Source organism: Pseudomonas onubensis, from assembly GCF_965653655.1.
Lineage (GTDB): Bacteria > Pseudomonadota > Gammaproteobacteria > Pseudomonadales > Pseudomonadaceae > Aquipseudomonas.
Genome location: NZ_CBFHAZ010000038.1, coordinates 1 through 24017 on the forward strand (window position 1 = coordinate 1; position 24017 = coordinate 24017).

22 protein-coding genes are annotated in these 24017 nt (G+C 60.4%); 9 read left to right on the plus strand and 13 right to left on the minus strand.

The features are described 5' to 3' along the window. Nucleotides 1-370 precede the first annotated feature (370 nt). The 4 genes from ACTD9P_RS14615 to ACTD9P_RS14630 all read left to right on the plus strand — a co-directional run bounded on the left by ACTD9P_RS14615 (nt 371) and on the right by ACTD9P_RS14630 (nt 3763). Nucleotides 371-835, plus strand: coding sequence for a hypothetical protein (locus tag ACTD9P_RS14615; RefSeq protein WP_017138878.1), 465 nt, complete (start codon nt 371-373; stop codon nt 833-835). 162 nt (nt 836-997) lie between these two features. Continuing rightward, nucleotides 998-1942: an alpha/beta fold hydrolase gene (locus ACTD9P_RS14620; protein ID WP_438868207.1), complete on the plus strand. Its 945-nt coding sequence runs from the start codon at nt 998-1000 to the stop codon at nt 1940-1942. Between the two features lie 68 nt (nt 1943-2010). Further along, nucleotides 2011-2616 carry a LysE family translocator gene (locus ACTD9P_RS14625; RefSeq protein ID WP_438868208.1) on the plus strand — a complete coding sequence of 202 codons (606 nt, stop codon included), beginning with the start codon at nt 2011-2013 and terminating at the stop codon, nt 2614-2616. Between the two features lie 139 nt (nt 2617-2755). Continuing rightward, complete coding sequence (locus ACTD9P_RS14630) at nt 2756-3763, plus strand: hypothetical protein (RefSeq protein ID WP_438868209.1); 1008 nt, start codon at nt 2756-2758, stop codon at nt 3761-3763. Nucleotides 3764-4012: 249 nt separating this feature from the next. Here ACTD9P_RS14630 and ACTD9P_RS14635 read toward each other — a convergent pair whose 3' ends face one another. Then, entirely contained in the window at nt 4013-4651 is a 639-nt protein-coding gene (locus ACTD9P_RS14635) for a glutathione S-transferase family protein (protein ID WP_438868210.1), read from the minus strand. 62 nt (nt 4652-4713) lie between these two features. Further along, on the minus strand, nt 4714-5370 hold the full coding sequence (locus tag ACTD9P_RS14640; protein WP_438868211.1) for a peroxiredoxin-like family protein: 657 nt from the start codon (nt 5368-5370) through the stop codon (nt 4714-4716). 209 nt (nt 5371-5579) lie between these two features. Here ACTD9P_RS14640 and ACTD9P_RS14645 point away from each other — a divergent pair, with 209 nt between their 5' ends. Beyond that, nucleotides 5580-6563 (plus strand): GlxA family transcriptional regulator, encoded by a 984-nt coding sequence (locus tag ACTD9P_RS14645; RefSeq protein ID WP_438868252.1) that lies wholly within the window; start codon nt 5580-5582, stop codon nt 6561-6563. 50 nt (nt 6564-6613) lie between these two features. On the opposite strand, the gene ACTD9P_RS14650 is transcribed toward ACTD9P_RS14645, so the two are convergent. The 5 genes from ACTD9P_RS14650 to ACTD9P_RS14670 are packed head-to-tail and all read right to left on the minus strand — an operon-like array spanning nt 6614 to nt 13056. After that, complete coding sequence (locus ACTD9P_RS14650; RefSeq protein WP_438868212.1) at nt 6614-7870, minus strand: NAD(P)/FAD-dependent oxidoreductase; 1257 nt, start codon at nt 7868-7870, stop codon at nt 6614-6616. 3 nt (nt 7871-7873) lie between these two features. Next, nucleotides 7874-9445 carry an aldehyde dehydrogenase (NADP(+)) gene (locus ACTD9P_RS14655; protein WP_438868213.1) on the minus strand — a complete coding sequence of 524 codons (1572 nt, stop codon included), beginning with the start codon at nt 9443-9445 and terminating at the stop codon, nt 7874-7876. A gap of 60 nt (nt 9446-9505) precedes the next feature. Further along, the gene (locus tag ACTD9P_RS14660) at nt 9506-10453 is read right to left on the minus strand and encodes a dihydrodipicolinate synthase family protein (protein ID WP_438868214.1); all 948 of its coding nucleotides are present in this window, start codon (nt 10451-10453) and stop codon (nt 9506-9508) included. A 39-nt stretch (nt 10454-10492) separates the two neighbouring features. Continuing rightward, nucleotides 10493-11419: a 4-hydroxyproline epimerase gene (locus ACTD9P_RS14665; protein WP_438868215.1), complete on the minus strand. Its 927-nt coding sequence runs from the start codon at nt 11417-11419 to the stop codon at nt 10493-10495. Nucleotides 11420-11430: 11 nt separating this feature from the next. Then, nucleotides 11431-13056: an APC family permease gene (locus ACTD9P_RS14670; RefSeq protein ID WP_438868216.1), complete on the minus strand. Its 1626-nt coding sequence runs from the start codon at nt 13054-13056 to the stop codon at nt 11431-11433. A 336-nt stretch (nt 13057-13392) separates the two neighbouring features. Between ACTD9P_RS14670 and ACTD9P_RS14675 the strand changes: the two genes are divergently transcribed. The 3 genes from ACTD9P_RS14675 (at nt 13393) to ACTD9P_RS14685 (ending at nt 16867) form a co-directional block, all read left to right on the plus strand. Beyond that, nucleotides 13393-14151 (plus strand): helix-turn-helix domain-containing protein, encoded by a 759-nt coding sequence (locus ACTD9P_RS14675; RefSeq protein ID WP_438868217.1) that lies wholly within the window; start codon nt 13393-13395, stop codon nt 14149-14151. A 72-nt stretch (nt 14152-14223) separates the two neighbouring features. After that, nucleotides 14224-16290: a maltose alpha-D-glucosyltransferase gene (gene treS / locus ACTD9P_RS14680; protein WP_438868218.1), complete on the plus strand. Its 2067-nt coding sequence runs from the start codon at nt 14224-14226 to the stop codon at nt 16288-16290. Nucleotides 16291-16474: 184 nt separating this feature from the next. Next, nucleotides 16475-16867, plus strand: coding sequence for a tautomerase family protein (locus ACTD9P_RS14685; RefSeq protein WP_438868220.1), 393 nt, complete (start codon nt 16475-16477; stop codon nt 16865-16867). A gap of 48 nt (nt 16868-16915) precedes the next feature. Here ACTD9P_RS14685 and ACTD9P_RS14690 read toward each other — a convergent pair whose 3' ends face one another. From ACTD9P_RS14690 to ACTD9P_RS14705, 4 genes are all read right to left on the minus strand, one after another. Further along, nucleotides 16916-17521: a cysteine hydrolase family protein gene (locus ACTD9P_RS14690; protein ID WP_438868221.1), complete on the minus strand. Its 606-nt coding sequence runs from the start codon at nt 17519-17521 to the stop codon at nt 16916-16918. Nucleotides 17522-17622: 101 nt separating this feature from the next. Continuing rightward, nucleotides 17623-18324 carry a 2OG-Fe(II) oxygenase gene (locus ACTD9P_RS14695; RefSeq protein WP_438868222.1) on the minus strand — a complete coding sequence of 234 codons (702 nt, stop codon included), beginning with the start codon at nt 18322-18324 and terminating at the stop codon, nt 17623-17625. Next, complete coding sequence (locus ACTD9P_RS14700; RefSeq protein ID WP_438868223.1) at nt 18321-18590, minus strand: Ada metal-binding domain-containing protein; 270 nt, start codon at nt 18588-18590, stop codon at nt 18321-18323. The genes ACTD9P_RS14695 and ACTD9P_RS14700 overlap by 4 nt, the downstream gene beginning before the upstream one ends. Then, on the minus strand, nt 18580-19209 hold the full coding sequence (locus tag ACTD9P_RS14705; protein WP_438868224.1) for a 2OG-Fe(II) oxygenase: 630 nt from the start codon (nt 19207-19209) through the stop codon (nt 18580-18582). The genes ACTD9P_RS14700 and ACTD9P_RS14705 overlap by 11 nt, the downstream gene beginning before the upstream one ends. Nucleotides 19210-19421: 212 nt before the next feature. Here ACTD9P_RS14705 and ACTD9P_RS14710 point away from each other — a divergent pair, with 212 nt between their 5' ends. Beyond that, a complete protein-coding gene (locus tag ACTD9P_RS14710; protein WP_438868226.1) occupies nt 19422-21182 on the plus strand; it encodes a hydrogenase maturation protein in 1761 nt (586 codons plus the stop codon). A gap of 204 nt (nt 21183-21386) precedes the next feature. Here ACTD9P_RS14710 and ACTD9P_RS14715 read toward each other — a convergent pair whose 3' ends face one another. Further along, complete coding sequence (locus ACTD9P_RS14715; protein WP_438868227.1) at nt 21387-22583, minus strand: NUDIX domain-containing protein; 1197 nt, start codon at nt 22581-22583, stop codon at nt 21387-21389. A gap of 3 nt (nt 22584-22586) precedes the next feature. Next, on the minus strand, nt 22587-23984 hold the full coding sequence (locus tag ACTD9P_RS14720) for a Mur ligase domain-containing protein (RefSeq protein ID WP_438868228.1): 1398 nt from the start codon (nt 23982-23984) through the stop codon (nt 22587-22589). Nucleotides 23985-24017: the final 33 nt, after the last annotated feature.

The window sequence follows — 24017 nt, forward strand, 5'->3', positions numbered from 1 at the left end:
AGCCGGGACCGGCAACTGCGCGCCTTGGAGCGCAAGGCGCGAAAGTTGGGGTTGCAGCTGGTTAAAGCGGCTTGATTTTTAAGAGCAAAAACAATGGGTTATTTTTTGTTTGATAAGAGCTGGCTTGTCGGGTCGCCGCATCGCTGCAATGCAGGCACCTCGGTGTATCAGGCACACCGAGTTGACGCATTCGCGAGCAAGCCCGCTCCCACATTTTTGATTGCGCAGTGCTTCGAAAACACCGGCAAAACCCCCGTGGCGTTGTGAAATGTTGTGAAGCGCGCGGAATGGCCCTTTGCCCATGCTAACGTCCGCGTCGGGGTATCGTCAGCTTGACGATTTCATTCGTTCCATTGAAGGAGCAGCGCCGATGTCTACTACCGTAACGCCCGCGTCTGGCGGGTCGAATACGCCAAAGTCTTCGCCTTCCACGTTCGACGACAAGTTAAACATTGCCAAGTCCAGCAAGGTGATTGCCGATTACATGCGCCAGACCGGCAAGTCGGCGATTACCAAGCAGGAACTCACGCAACTGGCCAACAACGCATCGGGCAAGGTGCCCACGGACGTGTCCGACGCTGCCAAGTACATGGAGCGCCACCCGGATGTGTTCACTGCGATCGAAACCCACGACGTGGCGGGGGCCGATAACCTCTCCGGCGTGTGGAACTTCGATTGGGCGGCCAAGGGTGGTCTCGATGGCACCTCGACCGACGCCATTGCCAAAATGCAGGACACCTTCGACTTTGCCATCGCCAAGTCCGCGCAGATCACCGAGATCTCCACGGGTAAAAAGGCTGAGCTGGACTCGACCAAGCAGCGGCCACAAAACTGAGGCGTGGGGTTTGTCAGCCACTATCAACGGTTCCCGGCGGGCTCATCGGGAACCGTAGTCGGCCGATAGGCAGTTGTGATGTGTTCAGCGCAGATTCAAGCAAGGTGCGCAACTATACCGATCAGTGAAGCAACCCTCCTCGCCACTGTCGGAGAAACCTTGATGTTTGTGACCCTCGGCGTACTTGCCCTCATTGCCCTGTGGGTGTGGTGGACCTATCCGCGGGTGGGCAATCTGTTGTTCGAGTTGATCGGTTGGGTAGAAGCGCGGCGCTCGCGTTTGAAAGCCATCCGCGTGCCCATCAAAAGCATGACCCTGGCCACCTACCAGGGCGGCGCTGCGCATGCGCCGGCGCTGCTGCTGGTGCACGGTTTCAGCGCGGACAAGGGCGTGTGGCTGGGGTTTGCGCGGCACTTTGTCGACGACTACCGGGTGATCATCCCGGACCTCGCCGGCCATGGCAAAAACACCTTCGTGGCGGGCGGCGACTACAGCATTGCCGCCCAGGCACGGCGAATGGTTGCTTTGCTGGATGCGTGCAAAATCGACAAGGTGCATGTGATCGGCAGCTCCATGGGCGCCTATGTCGCGAGCTGGCTGGCGGCCCACCATCCTGAGCGCGTGCTGTCCTTGGGCCTCATCGGCGCTGCGGGCGTGAACCTGCCGCAACCCAATGAAGTGGAAGCCTTGGTCAACAGCGGCGACAACCCGTTCCTGATGCATAACCGCGCGCAGTTCGACCGGTTTTTTGCCATGACCATGGCCGCGCCACCGTTTATTCCTGAAGTGTTGCTGGCCGCCGAGGCGCAGACCTATATCAAGCGCCGCGAAGAGCTACGCGAGATTTTTGCCGACTTCTCCGGCAGCCCGCGCATGGAACCCTGGTTGCCGCACATCCAGGTGCCGAGCCTGATCCTGTGGGGCCGGCAAGACCGCATGGTGCCGGTGGCGAGTGCACACACCTGGCAGGCCGGCATTCCCCATGCGCGCCTGGAAATTCTTGACGGCATCGGCCATCTGCCGATGGTCGAGGCCACGCAAGCCAGCGCCCTACACTGTCGCGAACTGCTCGATAAAGCCAAAGTGTATGCCTCGATCCGCCCCTAGCTGTACGGGGCGGCCAGGGCTGTAACCCACTACTGTCGCAGGCATACCACCCGTCTGGATGCCGCGCCATGTTCATGTCCACCAGCCTGTTATCCGCCTTTGTGCTGTTTGCCTTTGTGTCCTCGATCACCCCCGGCCCGAACAACACCATGTTGCTCGCCTCGGGGGTGAATTTCGGCTTTCGCCGTTCGATGCCCCATGCGCTGGGGATCAGCATTGGCTTTATGCTGCTGGTGATTTCGGTAGGCCTGGGCCTGGGTGAAGTGTTCAAGCTGTTCCCGTGGGCCTACACGGTACTGCGCTACGTGGGCGCGACCTATTTGCTTTACCTGGCGTGGAAGATCGCCACCGCTGGCGGCATGTCCGAGCACCCTGACGAGCGCGGCAAACCCATGACCTTCCTCGGCGCGGCGGCGTTTCAATGGGTCAACCCCAAAGCGTGGATCATGGCGTTGGGGGCGATCACCACCTACACACCGGCCGAGGGTTATGTGACCAATGTGCTGGTGATTGCGCTGGTGTTTGCCCTGGTCAACCTGCCGAGTGTGTGCGTGTGGGTGGGTTGTGGCAGTGGCTTGCGCAATGTGCTGCGCGAGCCGCGTTGGTTGCGGGTATTCAACGGGTCGATGGCGGGGTTGCTGGTGCTGTCGTTGTACCCGATGCTGTTTGCGTGAGGCGATTGACGGGATTTGGTCAGCTACTGCATGCTCGGCGCTGCATGGCTGGCCTGCTACTGGATGTTGCGGCACGAAGCGATTGAACCGGCCTAGGGTTCGCAGTATCGCTTCACACTCTTTTCAGAGATTCCCACACGTGAAGCGCCCACTTGTCCTTGCTGCATTGCTGGCGACCGCCGTCGCTGCGCACGCCGAAACCCCGGTCGGCATCCGCGCCATTGAAACCACCTATCATCAACTGCTCACCGAACTCGACCACAGCCGTGGTGCCCGCCCGGATGGCGCCACGCGTCAGCACATCGACGCGGCGGCCCAGGCCTTTCTGGCGGCCATGCAGCAAGACGGTGGGGCGCGCGATGACCTCAAGACCGATGTAAAGAACATCGTGGTTTCCCTCGGCGACGGCAGCTACAGCGCCGAGGGCAGCATCCGTGCCCTGCAACGCGACGCCAAGGGCAGTGTGATCGACGCCGGGCCTTGGCAGCCTGCACTGGCCGGCAACCCGCTGCCACCGCCGATCGGCACCCACCTGAACCAGACCAGCGAAGGCGACTGCGTAGGCATTTCAGTGGTCAAGGCGTTTTCCACTACCCAGGCGGGTGCGCGGATTTTGCAGCGCGGCGTCACGCAGAACCCCGATGGCAGCTACAACGTGAGCCTGCCGGGGGCGCCCTCGACGATATTCCACCTGCAAGCCGCTGATCTGGACCAGTACGGCAAGGGTGATGCACCGGCAGCGGCGGTGGTGGGCGCGATGTTCCAGTATTTCCATCTCGACCCGGCCAAGGGCTCGTTGCCGACCAACAAGGTTATGGAATTGCTGGCCGGCCAGTACGGTGATCACCAGCGCCTGGCAGACGCCCACAGCTCAGCCCAGGACATCACGCGCTTTCTGCTCAGCCACGCGAGCAACGTCGGCAGCCGGGCCGCCATCGTGTTCGGTGGCAAACCAGCGCGCAATGGTGATTGGTCCAAGGGTGACGGGCATGCGTTTGCGATTATCCGTATCGACCCGGCCAGCGGCCTGCTCAGCTACACCAACCCCTGGAACGAAGGCGTGCAGGTGCGCAGCATTGCCATCAGCGAATTGGCCGCGCAGGCGGCGGGCACCTCGGCGGACTTTGAAGTGGTGACATTCCGCTGAACCTCACACCGGCGAGATGGTTGCCAGCAAGCCGATGCCGATGGTCAGCACCAGAAAACCGAACAGGAAAAGTGCCATCTTGGTCATAAGGCCTCCGAAGGGAAGGGAGTCGACAGGAGTGTCGGGATGGCGCCCATTGTCCGCTTCGCAGGCGTTTCGATACAGACGCAGATAGCAAAGAAAAAACCGTATCAGATAGGCCCGCAGCAGCCAGGCTACGGGCCTGGGAGGCGGGCACTTTTATAAAGATCAGGCGCTGGGGATCAGCGCGTTCACACGTTCGATACCACGCTGGAACGCCGGACGAGCGCACAAGGCGTCGTACCAGCGTTGAACATGCGGCGCGTTGGAGAAATCGATGTCGGCAAACTCACGTCGCCACATCCAGCCGAAGTGCCCGATATCGGCAATGGAGAACGTGTCACCGACGACAAACTCCGAGTGCGCCAACAGGCCATTCAATAATCCAAGCGTGCGTTGGGCTTCGCTGTGAAACCGCGAGATGGCAACCGTCAAGGGTTCCGGAGCGTGCTTGAGAAAAAATCCGGCGTGGCCGAATGCTGGCCCCAGGGTGGATGCATTGAAGAATAACTGTTCGAGTACCCGCGCGCGGCCTTCACCGTTGGCGGGCAGCAAATGGCCGTATTTTTCGGCCAGGTAAATGAGGATAGCGGCCGATTCGGTCAACACCAGGGGCTGGCCATCGGGGCCGTCGGTGTCGATCAGCACCGGCACTCTGGCATTGGGGTTAAGCGCAGTGAAACTCGGGGATTTTTGTTCACCCCGGCGCACGTTGATCGCCTTCAATTCATATTCCAGGCCCAGCTCTTCCAGAGCGATAGGCACCTTCACACTGTTGGGTGTGGCAAAAGCGAGGACTTGCAGCATGGTGATTTCCTGTTCAAACAGAGGAGCCGCCACTGGCGTGGCGGCCGACGAGGTTTGGCGGATCAGCCACGCAGTGCCGCAAGCAGCTCAGAAGGGTCGGGACGCTGGGTGTAGTCCGGATTGACCTCGGCGTAGGTGATCACGCCGTCCTGGCCGATGACAAAGCGCGCCGGCATCGGCAATACCCACGCCGGGTTGTTGTTGAAGGCCGGCAGGTCGTTGCCGAAGGCTTTGTACAGGTCAATCAGGTAGTCAGGCAGGGTGAAGCGCAGGCCGAAGGCGTCGGCGACCTCGCTCAAGGTGTCGGACAGGATCGGGAAGCTCAGGTGGTTTTCACGCACCGATTTGCGGCTGTTGACGTTGTTCTGCGGCGAGATGGCCAGCAGGTTCGCACCCAGTTCACGGAATTTTGGCAGGGCTTGCTCGAGCGCCTGCAGCTCCATGTTGCAGTAAGGGCACCACACGCCCCGGTAGAAGCTGATGATCAGCGGCCCTTGGGCCAGCAGCTCAGCGGAGGAGACAGGCTTGCCTTCAGGGTTGTTGAGGGTGAACGCCGGGGCTTTGTCGCCGACCTTGAGTGCGCGTTCGGCCTGGCCGGTAGCGATCAGTTCGGCGGTCGCGCGTTTCATCACCACGTGCACCTCGGGTGGCGCGTTGTAGGGTGGTTTGCCGGCGACGAAGTCAGCGTTAAAAGCGTCGAGTTTGGCTTGCAGAGTCATGTTCAGTTCCTGGCGAGTAGGGCGGTTAATAGCGCCAGGCAAGCGTCCTCTATCGTGGCGGTGGCCAGTAGAGAGGCGCGCAGCATAGCAATTATTCTTCGCGGGAATGCGGCACGACAGCCGGCGCATTTGCCCCTAAGATAGCGGCCATTGCATCAACAATAAGAGTGGGCCAACCCTCGATGGAAAGACGCCAGTTCAGCGGTGGCATGAAAGGCAAGAACCTGCGCTACCTGAATGAAAACTTCCAGCAGCCGTCGCCGGTCACCCGCGTCGGTTTTTTGCTGCTCGAACACTTCTCCCTGCCGGCATTCACCCAGACGCTCGACACCCTGATCACCGCCAACCTGTTACGCCCCGACCTGTTTGCCACGCGCACCTTCGGGTGTGACGAGGGCGAAGTCATCAGCGACCTGGGCCTAGTGATCCGCCCGGACGCGCGCCTGGAAGCGTCGGCATTGCCGGACCTGGATTTGCTGGTGGTCTGCGGCGGTTTTCGCACCGAACTCAAAGCCGGCGAAGATTTCATCCAGCTTTTGCGCAGCGCTGCCGAACAGGGCGTGAGCCTCGCCGGCCTGTGGAACGGCGCCTGGTTCCTTGGCCGCGCCGGGTTGTTACAGGGTTACCGCTGCGCGATCCACCCGGAACATCGCCCGGCGCTGTCGGAAGTGTCCAAGGCTGCCCAGGTGACCAGCGAACCCTACGTGATCGACCGCGATCGCCTCACGGCCTCCAGCCCTTCGGGCGCGTTCCACATGGCCCTGGACTGGATAAAAAGCCTGCATGGCAAAGCCTTGGTCGAAGGCATCGAAGACATCCTGGCTTTTGAAGAATCGCGCTACCGGCGTATCAAGCCCACGGAAAACATCAGCGTCAGCGCACCACTGCGTGAAGTGGTGAAACTGATGGACGCCAACCTTGAAGAACCCTTGGAGCTGGACCAATTGGCGGTCTACGCCGGCCGCTCGCGGCGTCAGCTCGAACGCCTGTTCAAGGAGCAACTGGGCACTACGCCGCAACGCTATTACATGGAGTTACGTGTCACCGAGGCGCGGCGCTTGTTGCAGCACACCGAACTGTCACAGGTGGATGTGCTGGTGGCGTGCGGGTTTGTGTCGCCGAGCCATTTCAGTAAGTGCTACAGCGCGTATTTCGGCTATCGGCCGTCCAAAGAGAAGCGCTTGGTCAAGTAGCGTTGAGGGCGAGCACTGCCACTGTGATTGTCACGAAAACACCAAAGACCTTAAAAACGCGCCAGTCGGTAAGGGGCCGGGTCCGGCAGCGCCGTGCATTTATCAGTCGCGGCCAGCTGCGCAATAATCTCCGCCGTCACCGCCGCCTGCGTCAACCCCAAATGCTGATGCCCAAACGCGAGCAATACCTTGCCATCCGCCACCCGATCAATGATCGGCAGCGAGTCCGGCAACGACGGGCGAAAGCCCATCCATGGGGTTGCGTCCCGGGCACTCAAGTCCTGGCGAAACAAGCCCTGGCTCAAGTGGTGCAACTGCCAGGCGCGTTGCATATTGGCGGGGCGCTCCAGGCCTGCGAATTCGACCGTGCCGGCCAGGCGCAAGCCATCGTTCATGGGGGTCATGATAAATTTGCGCTCGAACGAGGTCACGGCAAAGGGCAAGCGCTGGTGTTCGTGGGGCAGCATCAGGTGATAGCCGCGCTCGGTGTCGAGCGGAACCTGCTTGCCGGTGAGTGCAGCGGTGAGTTTGGCCGAATGGGCGCCGCAGGCGATCACTACCTGGCGGGCGGTGAGAGTGCCTTGGTCGGTCAGCATCGATACGCCGTCCGATTCCAGGCGCCCATCGAGCACGCGCTGCTGAAGAAACTGCACACCGCACGCTGTGGCCGCGCTCACCAACGCGCACACCACGTTGTATGGATCAATAAAATGCCCGGTGCCTGGGAAGAACAGGCCACCCTGGATTACATCGCTCAGTTGCGGTGCAGCCTTGCGTATGGCTTCGCCCGACCAGAAATCAACTGGCACATTCTGCTGCTGCATGCGTTGGCGCAACGCGTCGATGGCTTCCCCAGACGCGGCACGCTCAAATACCAGCAACGAACCCTCGGCGTGCAATAACTGCGGCTGTTCAATGGACAGCAGCAAGCGCTGCCACGCGCCCAGGCTGGCCTCATTCAGTGCGCGAATGCCCGCCACCGTGCGCCGGTAGCTTGCCGGGCGCAGGTTGAGCAACAGCCGCGCAAACCAGGGCAGGGCGCGTGGCAGGTATTTCCAGTCCAGGCGCAGTGGCCCCATGGGATCCATCAGCATGGCGGGCAGGCGCTTGAGGATCGACACGTCGGCAATCGGGAACACTTGCTCGGTGGCCAGATGCCCGGCGTTGCCATAGGAGGCGCCCATGCCCGGCGCCTGCGAGTCGATGACCACCACGCGCTGGCCCTGCCGGGCCAATTGCAGGGCGCAGGCCACGCCAATGATGCCGGCGCCGATCACAGCGATATCAGCACGCTTGCTGTCGCTCATCGCTCAAGCCTCTCTCTGGCCGTCGAGCAAGCGCCGCAACAGCAGCGGGTTGGCGTGTTGCAGTGCAGCGGGCAGCAAGCTGTCCGGGAAGCCCTGGTAACACACCGGGCGCAGAAAGCGCAGGATCGCGGCGGTGCCGACCGAGGTGCTGCGTGAGTCGGAAGTGGCCGGGAACGGCCCGCCATGGACCATGGCGTCGCACACTTCCACACCGGTCGGCCAACCGTTGACCAGCAGGCGCCCGGCCTTGCGTTCCAATACCGGCAACAGGGCTTGGGCGCGTGTCAGGTCCGCGTCGTCCAGGTGCAGTGTGGCGGTCAATTGGCCTTCCAAATGTTCGGAAACCTGGCGTACTTCCTCGTCGTTGGCACACACCACGACCAAGGAGGCGGCGCCGAAGACTTCCGCTTGCAGATGCTCATTGTGTAAAAACGCGCTGGCCTGGGTCACAAACAGTTGCGCCTGGCCTTGATTCGGGCCTTGGGCTGCCAAGCCTTTGGCCGCAACGTGTGCGTGTTGGGCCAAGGTGCCGACGCCAGTTTGATACGCCTGGAAGATGCCCGGCGTCAGCATGGTCTGCGCAGCGCACGTGGGGAGCAACTCACTCACCGTGGCAACAAAGCGCTCGAGTGCCGGGCCTGCTACCGCAATCACCAGGCCAGGGTTGGTGCAAAACTGCCCGGCGCCTTGGGTCAACGAGGCGACAAAACCCTGGGCCAACGCCTCTGCACGTGCTTGCAACGCCGCAGCAAACAGGTACACCGGGTTGATCGAACTCATCTCCGCATACACTGGAATCGGCTCCGGCCGCGCTTGCGCCGCCTGGGTCAGGGCGATACCGCCGCTGCGTGAGCCGGTAAACCCCACGGCTTTGATACGCGGGTCGCTGACCAAGGCAATGCCGACTTCGCGCCCTGATCCGTACAACAGCGAAAACACCCCGTCGGGCAAACCACAGTCTTTAACCGCCTTGGCCACTGCACGGCCGACCAATTCACTGGTGCCGGGATGCGCGCCGTGAGCCTTGACCACCACGGGGCAACCGGCAGCGAGTGCAGAGGCGGTGTCGCCGCCCGCCACCGAAAATGCCAAGGGAAAATTGCTCGCACCAAATACCGCCACCGGCCCCAGTGCAATGTGCCGTTGGCGCAGGTCCCCACGCGGCATTGGCTCACGCGCCGGTTGCGCGGTGTCGACGCGCACATCCAGCCATTCACCGGCGCGCACCGTGCGGGCGAAGGTGCGCAATTGCGCGCAAGTACGGCCGCGCTCGCCCTGGATGCGCGGGCGTGGCAGGCCGGTTTCGGCCATGGCGCGTTCGATCAATTCATCGCCGAGGGCTTCAATGTTTTCGGCGATGGTTTCAAGAAACGCCGCGCGCGCTGCCAGCGAAGTTTCGCGATAGGCGTCAAACGACGCCCAGGCCAAGGCACAGGCCTGTTCGACATGCTCGCCATCGCCGCCAAGGTAGGCGGGCGCCAAGGGCTGGTCGGTGGCGGGATTAATGGCCTGGATCGCTTCGCGATGGCCGCAGACTGCGTGCTGACCGATCAGCATCTTGCCCGTCAGAGTCATGGGGAGTCCTTGAAAAAAGAGGGTTGGCCGCTGTGAGCACCACAGCGGCGCGCACAGCCGTCAGTCGACGTTTTGTTCAGCCGACCAGTTGGCGTACCACTGGCGGAACAGCGCGTACTGGTTTTCGGCGTAACGCTGTTGGGCGGTGCTGAGCACGTCGGTTTCGTTGAAGTGCAGGGCGTAGCCCTGGTCGCCGTTCAGCACCATCAAATGCTTGTAATACAGCACCAGGTCGCAACCCTCGTCGAAGGACGACAGCACGGCAAGCGCGGCTTCCAGCTCACGGGCCAGGCGCCGGGCCTTGGCGTCGCCTGTGGCGGCTTTTTTGCTCAGGGCCACCAGTTGCAGCACTTCGCGCGGCAGTGCGTTGCCAATACCGGTGATGGCGCCGGTGGCGTTGCAGTTGACGAAGCCGTGTACCACTTGGGTGTCGACGCCGACCATCAGGGTCACGGCATCGTCCTGGGAGGTGATGTTTTCTGCCGCGTAGCGCAGGTCGGCGCCGCCGCCGAATTCCTTGAAGCCGATCAGGTTGGGGTGTTCACGGCGCAGTTCGAAGAACAAGTCGGCGCGGGTGGCGAAGCCGTAATACGGGCTGTTGTAGATCACTGCCGGCAGGTTCGGCGCGGCCTTGAGGATCGCCGAGAAGTGCGCCTTTTGCGCGGTGGCCGAGGCGCCACGAGAGAGCACGCGCGGGATCACCATCAAGCCGTGGGCGCCGACCTTGGCCGCGTGGGCGGCGTGGGCCACCGCTTCACGGCTGTTGACCGCGCCGGTGCCGACGATGGTCGGCACCCCAGCAGCCACCAGACGGGCCACGCCTTCCTGGCGTTCGGCTTCGGTCAGCAGCGGCCAGTCACCCATGGAACCGCAATACACCACGGCGCTCATGCCGATATCAATCAGTTCACGACCCTTGGCGACCAGGGCGTCGAAGTCCGGCTTGCGCTCAGGCGTGCACGGGGTCATCAGTGCAGGGATGCAACCGGTGAAGATGTTGTCGCTCATTGTTTCTAACTCCAGCGTTCAGTTAAATAAGGCCCGGGCTCAGATGCCCCAGGCAAAAGGGTCCTGCTCGTCAATCAGCAAGGTGCTGTCGGCGGTCATGTAGGCGCGGCCGGTAATGAAGGGGCGAATGCGCTCGCCATCCCATTCATAACGGCCTTCGAATTGGCTACCGGTGATGCTGGCTTGTACCCAGGTGGCGCCGGGCGCGAGTTTGTCGTCAGCCGCCAGGCACGCGAGTTTGGCGCTGGTGCCGGTGCCACACGGCGAGCGGTCGTAGGCTTTGCCGGGGCACATCACGAAGTTGCGGCTGTCGGCGTGGGCGTCGTCGGCGAACAGTTCGATATGGTCGATCAATGCACCGTCCGCACCGTGAATGCCTTGGGTCTCCAGGGCCTTGAGCATCGCCCAGGTGTAGTCGGTGAGGGTGTCGACGTTGTCCATCGCCAGCCGGTGGCCGTGCTGCGACACCAGGAAAAACCAGTTGCCGCCCCAGGCAATATCGCCATGCACCACGCCATAGCCCGGCACGTCCACCGGCACCTGCTGGCGATGCCGGTAGGCGGGCACGTTGCGCAAGGTCACGGCGCCGTCGTCGTGCAAGGTGGCAGCTACCGGGCCGACCGGCGTGTCGATGGTGTGCACGCCGGGCGTTATGCGGCCCAGGTGGTGCAAGGAGGCAACCAGGCCGATGGTGCCGTGGCCGCACATGCCCAGATAGCCGGCATTGTTGAAGAAGATCACCCCGCAGGTGGCGCCGGGGGTGACCGGCGCGCAGTACAGCGCACCGACCAGCACGTCATTGCCACGCGGCTCCAGCAGGCAGGCGCGGCGCCATTGATCGTGTTCGCTGCGCAAGGTGTGCAACTGGTCGGCAATGGTTGCGCCGGCGAGCGCAGGGAAGCCGTCCATTATCAGGCGTGTGGGTTCGCCGCCGGTGTGGGAGTCGATAACATGCAGGCGCTTCATAACAGGCTCCATCAGTGAGTGGCCGGCGACAGTGGTGTGCTGTAATGCGCATCGCTGACGGCTTCGCTTTCGTCGTCTTCGTGTTCCAGGCGCACCCGGTGCGCGGGCACGCCGGTGGCGGCGCCCCAGTAGTAGATGCCCAGGGCGCAGAGGGCGACGACCAGCGTGTCAAACGGGTGGCTGATCACGCCGATGCCGCCGAAACTGCCGAGCTTGGACAGCAGGATGGTCACCGCGTAAAAGCCGATCAGCCAGGCCGACGAGCGCACTTGCTGCTTGATATTCAGGTGCGCGGTCGGCACCCAGCGTGCGCACAACAGGTACACCACAAACATCAGGATTTGCAGACCCAGCAACCACGACACGGTGCTCCAGCCCGACCAGTAAACAATCAGCGCGGCGATGATGAATGACAGCGGGCCCAGTACCGCCATGCCCTTGACCCGAAACGGTCGCACCATGTCCGGTGCATTGCGGCGCAGCGCGGCGACGGTCACCGGGGCCACGGCGTAGCTTAAGATCAGTGCCGCCGACACCACATTGATCAGCGCTTCCCAGGACGGAAACGGCAGGGTCCAGAACACCGACAAACCAAAGGTCAGCCACAGCGCCGGGCGCGGGATGCCGGACTTCTCATCAATGCGCGTGAAGATCTTGAAAAACGTGCCGGTCTGCGCCCAGCCGTACACCACGCGCGGCGTGGCATTCATGTAGATATTGCCGCAGCCGCTGGGCGAGATCACCGCATCGGCCACCACCAGATAGGCCAACCAGCCCACGCCCAGTGCCAGGGCGATATCGCGATACGGCAACGCCAGTTGCTTGCTGATACCGGCCCAGCCATCGGCCAGCATCTCGGTCGGTACACCACCGAGGAAGGCGGTTTGCAGCAGCACATAAATGGCGGTCGACAACAGCACCGAGAGGATCAAGGCAATCGGGATCGTGCGTTGCGGGTTCTTCACTTCACTGGCCACCGAAATGATCGGCGTGAGGCCCAGGTAGGCAAAGATCACACCGCCAGCCGACACCGCCATCTCGATGCCCGACAGGCCGAACGGGGCAAAGCCCTGGGTCTGGAAATTCGCCGGTTTGAAGAAGGTGAACAGCACACCAATCACCAGCAGCGGCACGATGAACTTGAACACGCTCACCAGGTTATTGGCGATGGCGAAAGTCTTCACGCTGCGGTAGTTGAGCACAAAGAACAGGCACAACAGGGCGAACTGCACCAGCCAGCCCAGTGTAGTCGGGTCGCTGGAACCGACCTTGGTCAGTTCGGGAAACCAGGCCGCGGCGTATTGGCGCGAGGCGACCACTTCGATTGCCACCAGGCTTGAGAACGCGATCAGCGTGATAAAGCCCATCAGGTAGCCCAGCAGCGGCCCATGGGAATACACCGGGTAACGCACCACGCCACCGGCGCGGGGCAGCGCGGCGCCGAGTTCGCAGTACACGATGCCCAGCAACAGCACGGCGAACCCGCCGATCAGCCAGGAAATAATTCCCGCCGGGCCAGCGATGGCGGACACATGGCTGGCTGCAAATAACCAGCCTGAACCGAAGATGGCGCCCAACCCGATAAAGGTCAGGTCCATCAGTGAAAGTTGTTTCTTGAACTTGCCTTGAGCAGACATGGCGGCGCCTTCTTGTGAGTTATTGGATAGGCATGCAGTGGCGATATCCTGAACCGATCAAGGGCGCTGCGATTGATGTTTTGCGTTGATGTGAATGACGAATTCGGCACAGTTTGCTGTGTTCGGTCCGGGTGGCTCATTGGACCAAATGTGGGAGCGGGCTTGCTCGCGAATGCGGTATGTCAGTCGCCAGATGTATTGGCTGATCCACCGCATTCGCGAGCAAGTCGAATCGTCGCACCGCCGCTCCCACATTCGACCGAGAAGGCCGCGACGACGTTGTGGATACTCACGCCCGCATAAGGCAATCTGCATAAAAAAACCGGAGCCCAGGCCATGTTGCCCAGTGCATTTGCGAGCTTTCTACAGGCCAGTCGCCCCACCAGCATCGAGCAGCTTTTGGCCGGGGGCGCGCAGTTGTTGCCTTTGCTCGACGTAATCCCCAACGCGGCGATTTTCATCAAGGATATCGACGCCCGCTACGTACTCGCCAACCACACCCTGGTGCAACGCTGCGGACTCAAACAGCTACAGCCGCTGCTAGGCAAGACCAGTGCCGAAGTGTTCCCCGCGCAATTGGGGCCGGGCTACACCGAGCAAGACCGGCGTGTGCTGCAGCAGGGGTTTGTGCTCGAAGACCAGCTAGAGCTGCACCTGTATGGCAGCCGCGAACCGGGCTGGTGCCTGACGCACAAATGGCCGCTGTACAACGACAAGGGCGCGATCATCGGCCTGGCGGGTATTTCGGTGGACCTGCAATCGGCCAGCGAAAAGCACCCGGCCTACCAGCGCCTGGCCGCTGTTGATGAGCACATACGCCAACATTTCAACCGCCGTGTCACCCTCGGCGAGCTGACCCGCATTGCCGGGATCTCCGTGGCGCAACTGGAGCGTTACTGCAAACGCGTGTTTCACCTGACGCCCCGGCAGATGATCCAGAAGGTGCGTCTGGAACATGCACACCGGCTGTTGCACACCGACTTGCCCATCACCGAGGTGGCGCTGCAATGCGGCTACACCGACCACAGCGCGTTTACCCGCCAGTTCAAGGCCTTGACCGGGTTTACACCCAGGCAGTACCGGCAATTGGACTAAATGCAACGAATCACGCCGCGCACTGCTCCTATGCTTACGAATAACCTTTTCACGGCAATAGGAAACAGGCTTATGACGGCGGCGGACAACGATCATGTGAACTGGCTGGTGCAACAATCCATGCTCAACGCGGCGCGCCAGCGGGCCAGGCTCTATAGCGGGCAAGGGCGCCTGTGGCAGCAGCCGTATGCGCAGACCCGGCCGCGTGATGCCACAGCGTTGTCGTCAGTGTGGTTCACCGCCTACCCGGCATCGATTGTGACCCGTGAAAACGGCACGGTGCTCGAAGCCCTGGGCGACGAAAGCCTGTGGCATGCTTTATCGAAGATCGGCATCCAGGGCATTCACAACGGCCCGCTGAAAAAGTCCGGCGGCCTCGACGGTACGCGGCATACGCCGACCATCGACGGCAATTTCGACCGCATCAGCTTCGAGATCGACCCACAGCTGGGCACCGAAGCGCAGTTGCAGGCCCTGACGCGCATGGCCGCCGCGCACAACGCGGTGATCATCGATGATGTGATCCCCTCCCACACGGGCAAGGGCGCGGACTTCCGCCTGGCCGAGATGGCGTATGAGGATTATCCGGGGCTCTACCACATGGTCGAGATCCGCGAGGAAGACTGGCCCTTGCTGCCCGACGTTGCCGAGGGGCGGGATGCACAGAACCTCAGCCCCGCGCAGGTGGATGCGCTGCGTGACAAGCATTACATCGTCGGCCAGTTGCAGCGGGTGATTTTCTTCGAGCCGGGCGTCAAGGAAACCGACTGGAGCGCAACCCCGGTGGTCATTGGCGTGGACGCCAAGCCGCGCCGCTGGGTGTACCTGCATTACTTCAAGGAAGGTCAGCCGTCGCTGAACTGGCTGGACCCCTCGTTTGCCGCGCAGCAGATGATCATCGGCGACGCCCTGCATGCCATTGATGTAATGGGCGCCAAGATCCTGCGCCTGGACGCCAATGGCTTTCTCGGCGTGGAACGCAAGCTGGACGGCACCGCCTGGTCGGAAAGCCACCCGCTGTCGATCACCGGTAACCAGTTGTTGGGCGGGGCGATTCGCAAGGCGGGCGGCTTCAGTTTTCAGGAGTTGAACCTTACCGTCGACGACATCGCCGCCATGTCCCACGGCGGTGCCGACCTGTCCTATGACTTCATCACGCGCCCGGCGTATCAGCATGCCTTGCTGATGGGCGACACCGAGTTATTGCGCCTGATGCTGCGCGAGATGCACAGCCAGGGCATCGACCCCGGTTCCTTGATCCATGCGCTGCAAAACCATGATGAACTGACCCTGGAGCTGGTGCACTTCTGGACCTTGCACGCCCACGACAGCTACCTCTACCAGGGCCAGACGTTCCCCGGCAACAGTCTGCGTGAGCATATCCGCGAGCAAATGTATGAGCGCCTGGCCGGCGAGCATGCGCCGTATAACCTCAAATTCGTCACCAATGGGGTTTCCTGCACCACCGCCAGCATCATCACGGCAGCCTTGGGCATCCGTGACCTGGAGGCGATCACGCCGGCCGATATCGAGCAGATCCGCCGGATCCATGTGCTGCTGGTGATGTACAACGCCATGCAGCCTGGGGTGTTTGCCTTGTCCGGCTGGGACTTGGTGGGCGCGTTGCCGTTGGCGGCCGATGCGGTTTCTCACTTGATGGGCGATGGCGACACCCGCTGGATTCATCGCGGCGCCTATGACCTGGTGGATTTAAACCCGGATGCCGAACTGTCCGCGGGCCAGATGCCACGGGCGAAAACCCTCTACGGCAGCCTCAACAGCCAGTTGCAAGACCCGGACTCGTTCGCGTCCCAATTGCAGAAAATTCTAGCCGTGCGCAACGCCTACGGGATCGCCGCCAGCCGCCAGATCCTGGTGCCGGATGTGGAGCATCCAGGGCTGCTGATCATGGTTCACGAGTTGCCGGCCGGGAAGGGCACGCAAATCACCGCGCTCAACTTCGGCAGTACCGCGCTGACCGAAACCCTGCACCTGCCCGATATTGCGCCAGGGCCGGTGGCGGACATTATCAATGAGCGGGTCGAGGGCGATCTGACTGCGGAGGGTGAGTTCACCATCACGTTGGACGCGTATGAGGGACTGGCGCTGCGGGTGGTCAGCCTGTCGCCGATGCTTTAGGGGCCGAAGGCGCTGATCGGCTCGTCGATCAGCGCTGATTTTGAATTGCCGGGAGCACTGATAACATGCAATTTGCGCATTATTAAATAAATGAATATGCGCTTGATGAATTTTGTCGTTCGAGCTAGCGTAGTCTCAATGGCCACGTTTGAGTACCGGCCACTGACCTGCCGAGGAATTTCCCATGCCTTTAGTTCGAATCGACCTGGCCGCCGACACCTCCACTGAAACCGCCGCTGCGATTGGTGACGTGATCTACGCCGCCATGACCAGCGTGGCCAATGTGCCTGAGCACGACAAATTCCAGATCATCAATCGTCACGCCAAGGATGAGTTGGTGTATCCGGCAGCGGGTTATCTGGGGATTACCTACACGCCGAATATCGTGTTTATCCAGGTGACGTGGAGCGCCGGGCGTAGCATCGAGGTGAAAAAGGCTTTCTATAAATTTATCGCCGACGGTATTCACGCCAGGACTGGGCTGCGCAAAGAAGATGTATGGATCAGCCTGGTGGACGTGAAGCGCGAAGATTGGTCGTTTGGCAACGGTGAGATGCAGTACGTGCCTGACGAGTGAGGCAAGCCCGCAAGCAGGCGGCGACTCAGCGATGAGTCGCCGCCTTTTTTATTGGGCGCTCAACGCCTGTAGAAACTGGGTGTGTTTCAGCGTTTGCGAGAACATCGGCAGGGTGAAATTCTCGGCGGCGTGTTGTTGCTCATCACTGAAGGTGGCGGTGCAGTCGGTCAACGTCACCACGTCGTAGCCTTTCTCATAGCCTGAACGAACCGTGCCTTCGACACAGCAATTGGTCAGAAAGCCTGCGACGACCAGGTTCTGGATGCCGTTGTTGCGCAGCACCAGGTCCAGGCCGGTGGTGGCAAACGCATCGAGGCCGCGTTTGCCCTCTACCAGGATGTCAGCCGGCTCACGGCTCAGCGCCTCGGTGATTTCGGCGCCCCAGCTGCCGGCCTGGAAGGCGCTGCCGTCTGCCACACCCTTGAGAATGCCGTAGGAGCGGTGCGTCAGTTCGGGGTAGCCATCGGCGAACTGGATCGGCATATGGATGATCGTTACGCCCAGCTTGCGCGCCTGTTGCACGGTGGTTGCAGTGTTCGCCAGCATATCGGTGCTGTGCATGACGCCTTTGACTGCGTCGTGAAACACACCACCCGCAGTGGTGAAGTCGTTTTGGAATTCAATCAGGACCAATGCGGTTTTCGTCGGGTTCATAGTGATGCTCCGTCAGGTGGTTTTTTCACTACAGCAGTTATAGGCGCCAAATCCAAGGGCTGCTCCCACATAAAAGCAGAATTGCGACCCAATGACCGCACTCATTTGGCATCGTGAAAAATGATCCCCAGCGTGTGGCGCTCTCCGCGATGCAGGCGGCTCACCCCATGACGCACGCTGACTTTGCAAAAACCACGCGCGGAACTTGCCGGGCGGCTGTTGACGGCAAAGATCAGCGCTTGGCCTTGTTCGAGGGGGACCACCTCAGCCCGTGCGGGTTTGCTGGAACCGGTGTGCGTGAGGACGAACTCACCGCCTTCGAAGTCCAGGCCCGGCTGGTCCAGCAGGAATACCACCTGGAATGGAAACACCTGCTCGCCATACAAATCCTGATGCAGGCAGGTGTAGTCATCTTGCCGATAGCGAAGCATCAGTGGCGTGGGCCGGCATTGGCCGGCCTGGTGACATAGCGCTTTGAATTGGGCATGGGTGTCTGGGAATCGTTGATTGATCTTCAACGCCGCGTGCCAGCGATTGGCGACCGGTGCGAGGCGCTCGTACAGGCGCGAGCGCAGGTTGTCGACGAGCGCCGGCAGCGGGTAGCGAAAGTATTGGTATTCACCACGCCCGAAAGCGTAACGCTCCATGACGATGCGGCTGCGAAAGTGGCTTTGATCGGCATAGAGCGCCGCCAGTTGCTGACAGGTTTGCCGAGTCAACAGTCTTGGCAGCAGCGCGAAGCCGTCGTTCATCAGGGCCGCTTCTATCGTTGGCCAATCGAGGTGTTCCAGGTGCGTGTTCATAAAGGCTGCTGACGTTTCCATTGGTGATACTCGGCCGGCATGCACACGGCGCAAGGGCGATAGCCCGCTGCAATGGCGCTGGCTTGATTGAGGAAAAACACCCGGTGCTGCACATAACCACCACGGGCGATGGCGTGCAGCGCCGCGCGGCAGTCCAGCAGGCCGTAGCGTTTGCCGCGTCGATGGCCACCCAGCGTGCCCGGTTCGGCGCTTGAGTAGGCTTGACCATCGCTGCCCAACAGCCGCCACAGGCGCTCAGCAGTCATGGGCCGCCCCAACACCTAAGTGAATGCCTAAGTGAAAACTGAGCAAAAAACCGTGCCGTTCGCCGCTTCGGACCCTGCTGATCGCATGCTTCATATTCACCCGGTAGTAACCCTTGCTGCCCTTGAACGGGCGGTGCGCCGTGGTGATGACCGCCAGATCACCGGGCTGCAACGGCACCACCATCGGCCGCGATTGCATTCTGGGGCGTTGCTCGGTGAGGATAAATTCACCGCCGCTGAAATCCTCGCCGGGTGCAGACAGCACGCCGGCCAGTTGAAACGGAAATAGGTACTCGCCCTCGGCATCTTGCCCCAGCGCCAAGTGTTCATCTTTGCGCAGGCATGTCAGCTGGGGCAGTGCTTGCTGCTGCCCGACGGCCCGACACTGAGCGTGAAAGTCAGTGAGCTGGGGAGGGAAGCGGCAGGGCAGTTGCAGGGTGTCGTTCCACTGGTTGGCAACCTGTGCCAGTGGAGGGTAAAACCCGTTCAGAAGGTGGGCGAACAAGCCTGGGACCTCCAACTCGAAGATGCCGGGAAGCACGATGAAACCTTCTCGGTCGAGTTCCAGGCCGATGGTTTGCCAATCCAGGCGTGCCAGGGCGGTGGCAAGTGGGGTCATGAAAACCTCGGTCATTGTGCTTTTGCGCCAGTGTAGGCAGGCGCCAAGTCGCCGAAACTCCGGTTCTTGCGCTGCAATTCACCCTTGGCTGACCGAAGATTGATCTCGATCAGGTAGTCCGCCTGGCAGGCCTTCTAACCTTGTGCTTCCATCAAAGGCCAGGGACGGCTCAATGCGAGCCTGTGGCCGTGCACCTCAAGGAAGAGTCTGCCATGCGATCATTGAAGATCATCTTGTTGTCCTCAGCATTCAACGGCTTGACCCAGCGGGCCTGGCTGGACTTGCGCCAGTCGGGGTTTGACCCCAGCGTGGTGCTGTTCACCGATGAAGCCACGGTGTGCCGGCAAATCGAGGAGTCCGACGCCGATCTGGTGATCTGCCCTTTCCTCAAGGACCGCGTGCCGCAGCAACTGTGGAGCAACCTCGACCGCCCGCTGGTGATCATTCATCCGGGGATTGTCGGTGACCGTGGCGCCAGCGCGCTGGACTGGGCCATCACCCAGCAGGCCCGTCGCTGGGGCGTCACCGCATTGCAGGCGGTGGAGGAGATGGACGCGGGGCCGGTGTGGTCGACCTGTGAGTTCGACATGCCCGCCGAGGTGCGCAAGTCCGAGTTGTATAACGGCCTGGTGAGTGATGCGGCGATCACTTGCATCCGCGAGGTGGTGGAGAAATTCACCCGTGGTGTGCTCCCCACGCCGCTGGATTACACGCAACCCATCGTCATCGGGCGCTTGCAGCCGAACATGAAGCAGGTTGACCGTGCTTTCAGCTGGCACGACTGCGCACGCTTCATCAAGCGCAGCATCGACGCCGCCGACGGCCAGCCGGGTGTGTTGGCCAGTATCCACGGCGAGCAGTATTACCTGTACGACGCGCATCTGGACGCACGCCGGGGCATGCCAGGCGAGATCCTCGCGGTACAGGATGATGCGGTATTGGTTGCGGCCGGCGATCAAAGCGTGTGGGTCGGCTCGCTTAAACCCATGGCCCCGCCAGGCGAGGAGACCTTCAAGTTACCGGCCCGTCACGTGTTGACCGGGCGCCTGGCGGGTGTGCCCGTGCTGGAAAGCTCAATTGCCCAGCAAGCCTTCAATGAACAGGCGTATCAACCGATTCGCTACCGTGAGTGCGGCCCTGTCGGCGAATTGACCTTTGAGTTCTATAACGGCGCCATGAGCACCGAACAGTGCCAGCGGCTGGTCGCTGCACTGCGCTGGGCCAAGGCGCGCAACACTCAGGTGCTGCTGATCAAGGGCGGGCGCGGCAGCTTTTCCAATGGCGTACACCTCAACGTCATCCAGGCCGCACCCGTGCCGGGGCTGGAGGCGTGGGCGAATATCCAGGCGATCGATGATGTGTGCCAGGAACTGCTGACCGCCCGGCAACTGGTGGTCAGCGGCCTGACCGGCAGCGCCGGCGCTGGCGGGGTAATGCTGGCGTTGGCGGCCGATATCGTCTTCGCCCGTGCCGGCGTAGTGCTCAACCCGCATTACAAGAGCATGGGCCTGTATGGCTCCGAATATTGGACCTTCAGCCTGCCGCGTGCGGTGGGCAGCGAAATTGCCCATAAGCTCACCGAAGAGTGCCTGCCGATCAGCGCCATTCAGGCACAGCAGTGGGGCATGGTGCAGGACATTGGCCCACGTTGCCCGAATGAGTTCAGTGCCTGGTTGCTGCAAGCGGCCAAAGGCGCGCTGAGTGATGAGAAATACGCCGCGCAACACGTGCGCAAAGCGAATATCGACCTTGAACCAATGGATCGCTGCCGCCAAAACGAGTTGGCCCAGATGGAACTGGACATGGTGCACAACCGCCAGCAGTTTGCCGAGAAGTGTCGCAACTTCGTGTTCAAGCGCAAAACCTGCCAGACGCCGCAACGGTTGATTGCGCCGTGGGCAGTGGAGTTTGCTGCTGGTGATCGGCCGTGGCAGCAGCGCGATGGTGCGCTGGTCTCGTTACTACGACCTTAGTGAGGCACAGCGCGAAGTGGCGACTTGAGCGGCCGGGCCAATGGATAACTCCAACGCTTGATGCTCAAGCACGCCTTTCATTCGGTCGAGACCGGCGTCCACAACATTCTCTCGCAACAAGTCATGGCGAAAATAGGGGGCAGTTCTGGTAATCCACAGCGACGTTGCGTGCGCCGATGTAAAGGGCTGTTGCGAACAGTGGGCTCAGTCATGTGAAATTAGAAAGGGGCGTAGCTCATTTAAAGCAGTGATTGCAATGAGCGTCAGCGCATCGGTAACGCCGCCATTCGCTATATGCCCCGAGAGTTCAGAAAATGTCAGCGAGTCTGTAGAAATCAATTCGCCTTCGCGCATCAGCAGTGGTGCCTTGGCGCTTGAAGTGACAATGGCACACCAGAGATGCATCGTTTCGGTAGATAACGTCGGCGCAGGGTAATACGACAGCAAGGGAAAGAGTCTCTGCGGTGTAAGACCCGTTTCCTCTTTTAACTCTCTTAATGCTGCTTCTCTCGGTGTTTCACCGCTATCGATATAACCAGCGATGATCTCAAGCGTTGAATGCCTGCCCGTGGCGAGAAAGTGCGGGACGCGAAATTGCCGAACCATCACCAGCGTATCATCGGCAGGGTCATAGCACACGACGGACACGGCATCCGGCCGCTCGATAATTGAAGATGTGAACTCGGTCGACGCGCCCTCGGCGTTGAGGTGCGCGTGTAAAGTCACAAGCCTTAAATCACCCACTGTCATTTCGTTGCGACGGATGACATTGCATTCAATAGGTGATGCGTTGAATGGCGTAGCGGCGGTCGGACGCGTCAGGCGCTGAGCATTTAACCAGCTGTCCATTTTAAGCAGTTGTCCGATAAACTCCGGCGCAAGCTTAATATCGCCTTTGTTGTAGTAGGTAATTATTTTTTGCAGTTCGGCAAACACTTTGAGTTTGAAGCTATCGTGATGCATCCAATTGCTTTGATCGACCTCGTGCAGGTCTAGATGATGAACGCGTGCTTTCCAATCAGGGAATACAGATTTGAAGGTGTTGAGTACCCGAGGTGAGGCGTAGCGCTTCATTAACAGATGAATACTGGGGGTGGGGCAAAAACGCTCAATCAAGGTTCTACTGTTTGTGATATTTTCCAGCGTGTTACTCGCTTGCGTTTCCAGGTGTATCCCGGCCAGTGGCACCCCCAAACGATGGATCGCCGCGCCAAGCTTTTCGGCTTCCCCGTTATAACCACTTATTATTATGTGGCGCAGGCCTTGTGCATGCCAGACCTCAACGGCTTTAACCGCAAGTTGGAAGGTGTGGTGGGGGCTGCCAAAAACAAGTAGGGTCGCCGCATCGACAGCGTCGCCATGACTAAAAATCCAACGGGTGATCGTATTAAAGTTAGTCATGCGTCATCCTTCGACCAGCAGGTTGTGTTTAGGCGCTGTGTGCGCCATTAAATATTGACCCAGTGCCATGAATTGAGATGTGAATCCGTCATACCCCATTGTCAAGACCAGCGTCTGAGGGGCCGTTAAATACTGAGCGATATCTGCAGGTTCATCATAGATGACGCCATGTCCGCCGCCGGCGTTGATGGCGTTACACAGGAGAAGGTCTGCGCCCACGGGTTCCAGTCCGCCGTTCACTGTTTCAAAGCCACTGGACGGCATGACAAACACAACATCGCACTTCGCCACGGCCCCGGCATAGGCAACAAGGTTTCTCTTGTTGAGCATTCCCCAAATGCCGAGTACACCGATGAGTTTGCCTCCCGAACGCATAATCCCTTTAGCTGCAGAGACGGTCATCTCCACCTGTTGAGGTAAACGCGCGTTATCATCGATCATGGTGAGGCGCTCTGATTCAATGACCCGTTCAAACCGGCGAGCGAGCGGGGTATGAACGCTCAACGCGTTACCTATGTCCGTACTACTAAAACCGAGCGTGTGACACAAGCCTAGTACAGGCGCCAGATTCCTGATGGTATGACGGCCGATCAAACCTGTTGTGTACTCTGCGACCTTCACCCCGTGGTGATAGAGCGCCACCTCACTCATTTCACTGTGCGTGTTGTACGTGCACTCGGTATACCATTCAGACGTAGGCAAGCCATAGGTCTTAATATTCGGATGCCCCGTGCGGAGCAACGGCAGGCTGCCGATATCGTCTTCAGGCAACCAAAGCGTCTCGAGTGCATGATAGTTTTGAGCGATCAAACATTCGAATGAGTGAGTCAGTTTAATTCTGTCGTATCCAAAAAAGTCCTCATGGTTGATGTGCAGGTTCAAAACGATAAGGTGCCTGGGTTTGAGCAATAAAAATTCGTTCTTGTATTCACACGCTTCGACAATTGCGTAGTCGCTATCGCCTTTTCGCGCGCCGAGGCCATAGTGGCGGGAGCGTGCACCAAGGTAAACAGTCGGTTCGGCACCGCTGGCCATGAAGCAATCGGACAGAACAGACGTGGTACTTGATTTTCCAAAGCTGCCTGTCACAGCGATCAGGTTTTTGCCCGTCAAGAGAAAGCCCAAGCATTCGGTTCTTGTCCACACCGGAATAGAGCGTTTATGAGCCTCTTGAATTTCAATATTGTCAGCGGGTACGGCAAGTGATGTAACCACCACATCAGCCCCCCAAACATTCTCCTGGCGGTGGGTATCGTATAGCTGCGTGGTTATCTCTTTGATTGCGTCTAATCGATATGATTTCGACGTGTCAGAACCGCTGACCGCCAGTCCCATGTTTGACGCAAGCACAGCGAGGCTCGCCATGCCGGAACCACCGATGCCGCAAAAATGTAACTTCATCAAATCGCCATTAATGGAAGATTAGGTTGGCAG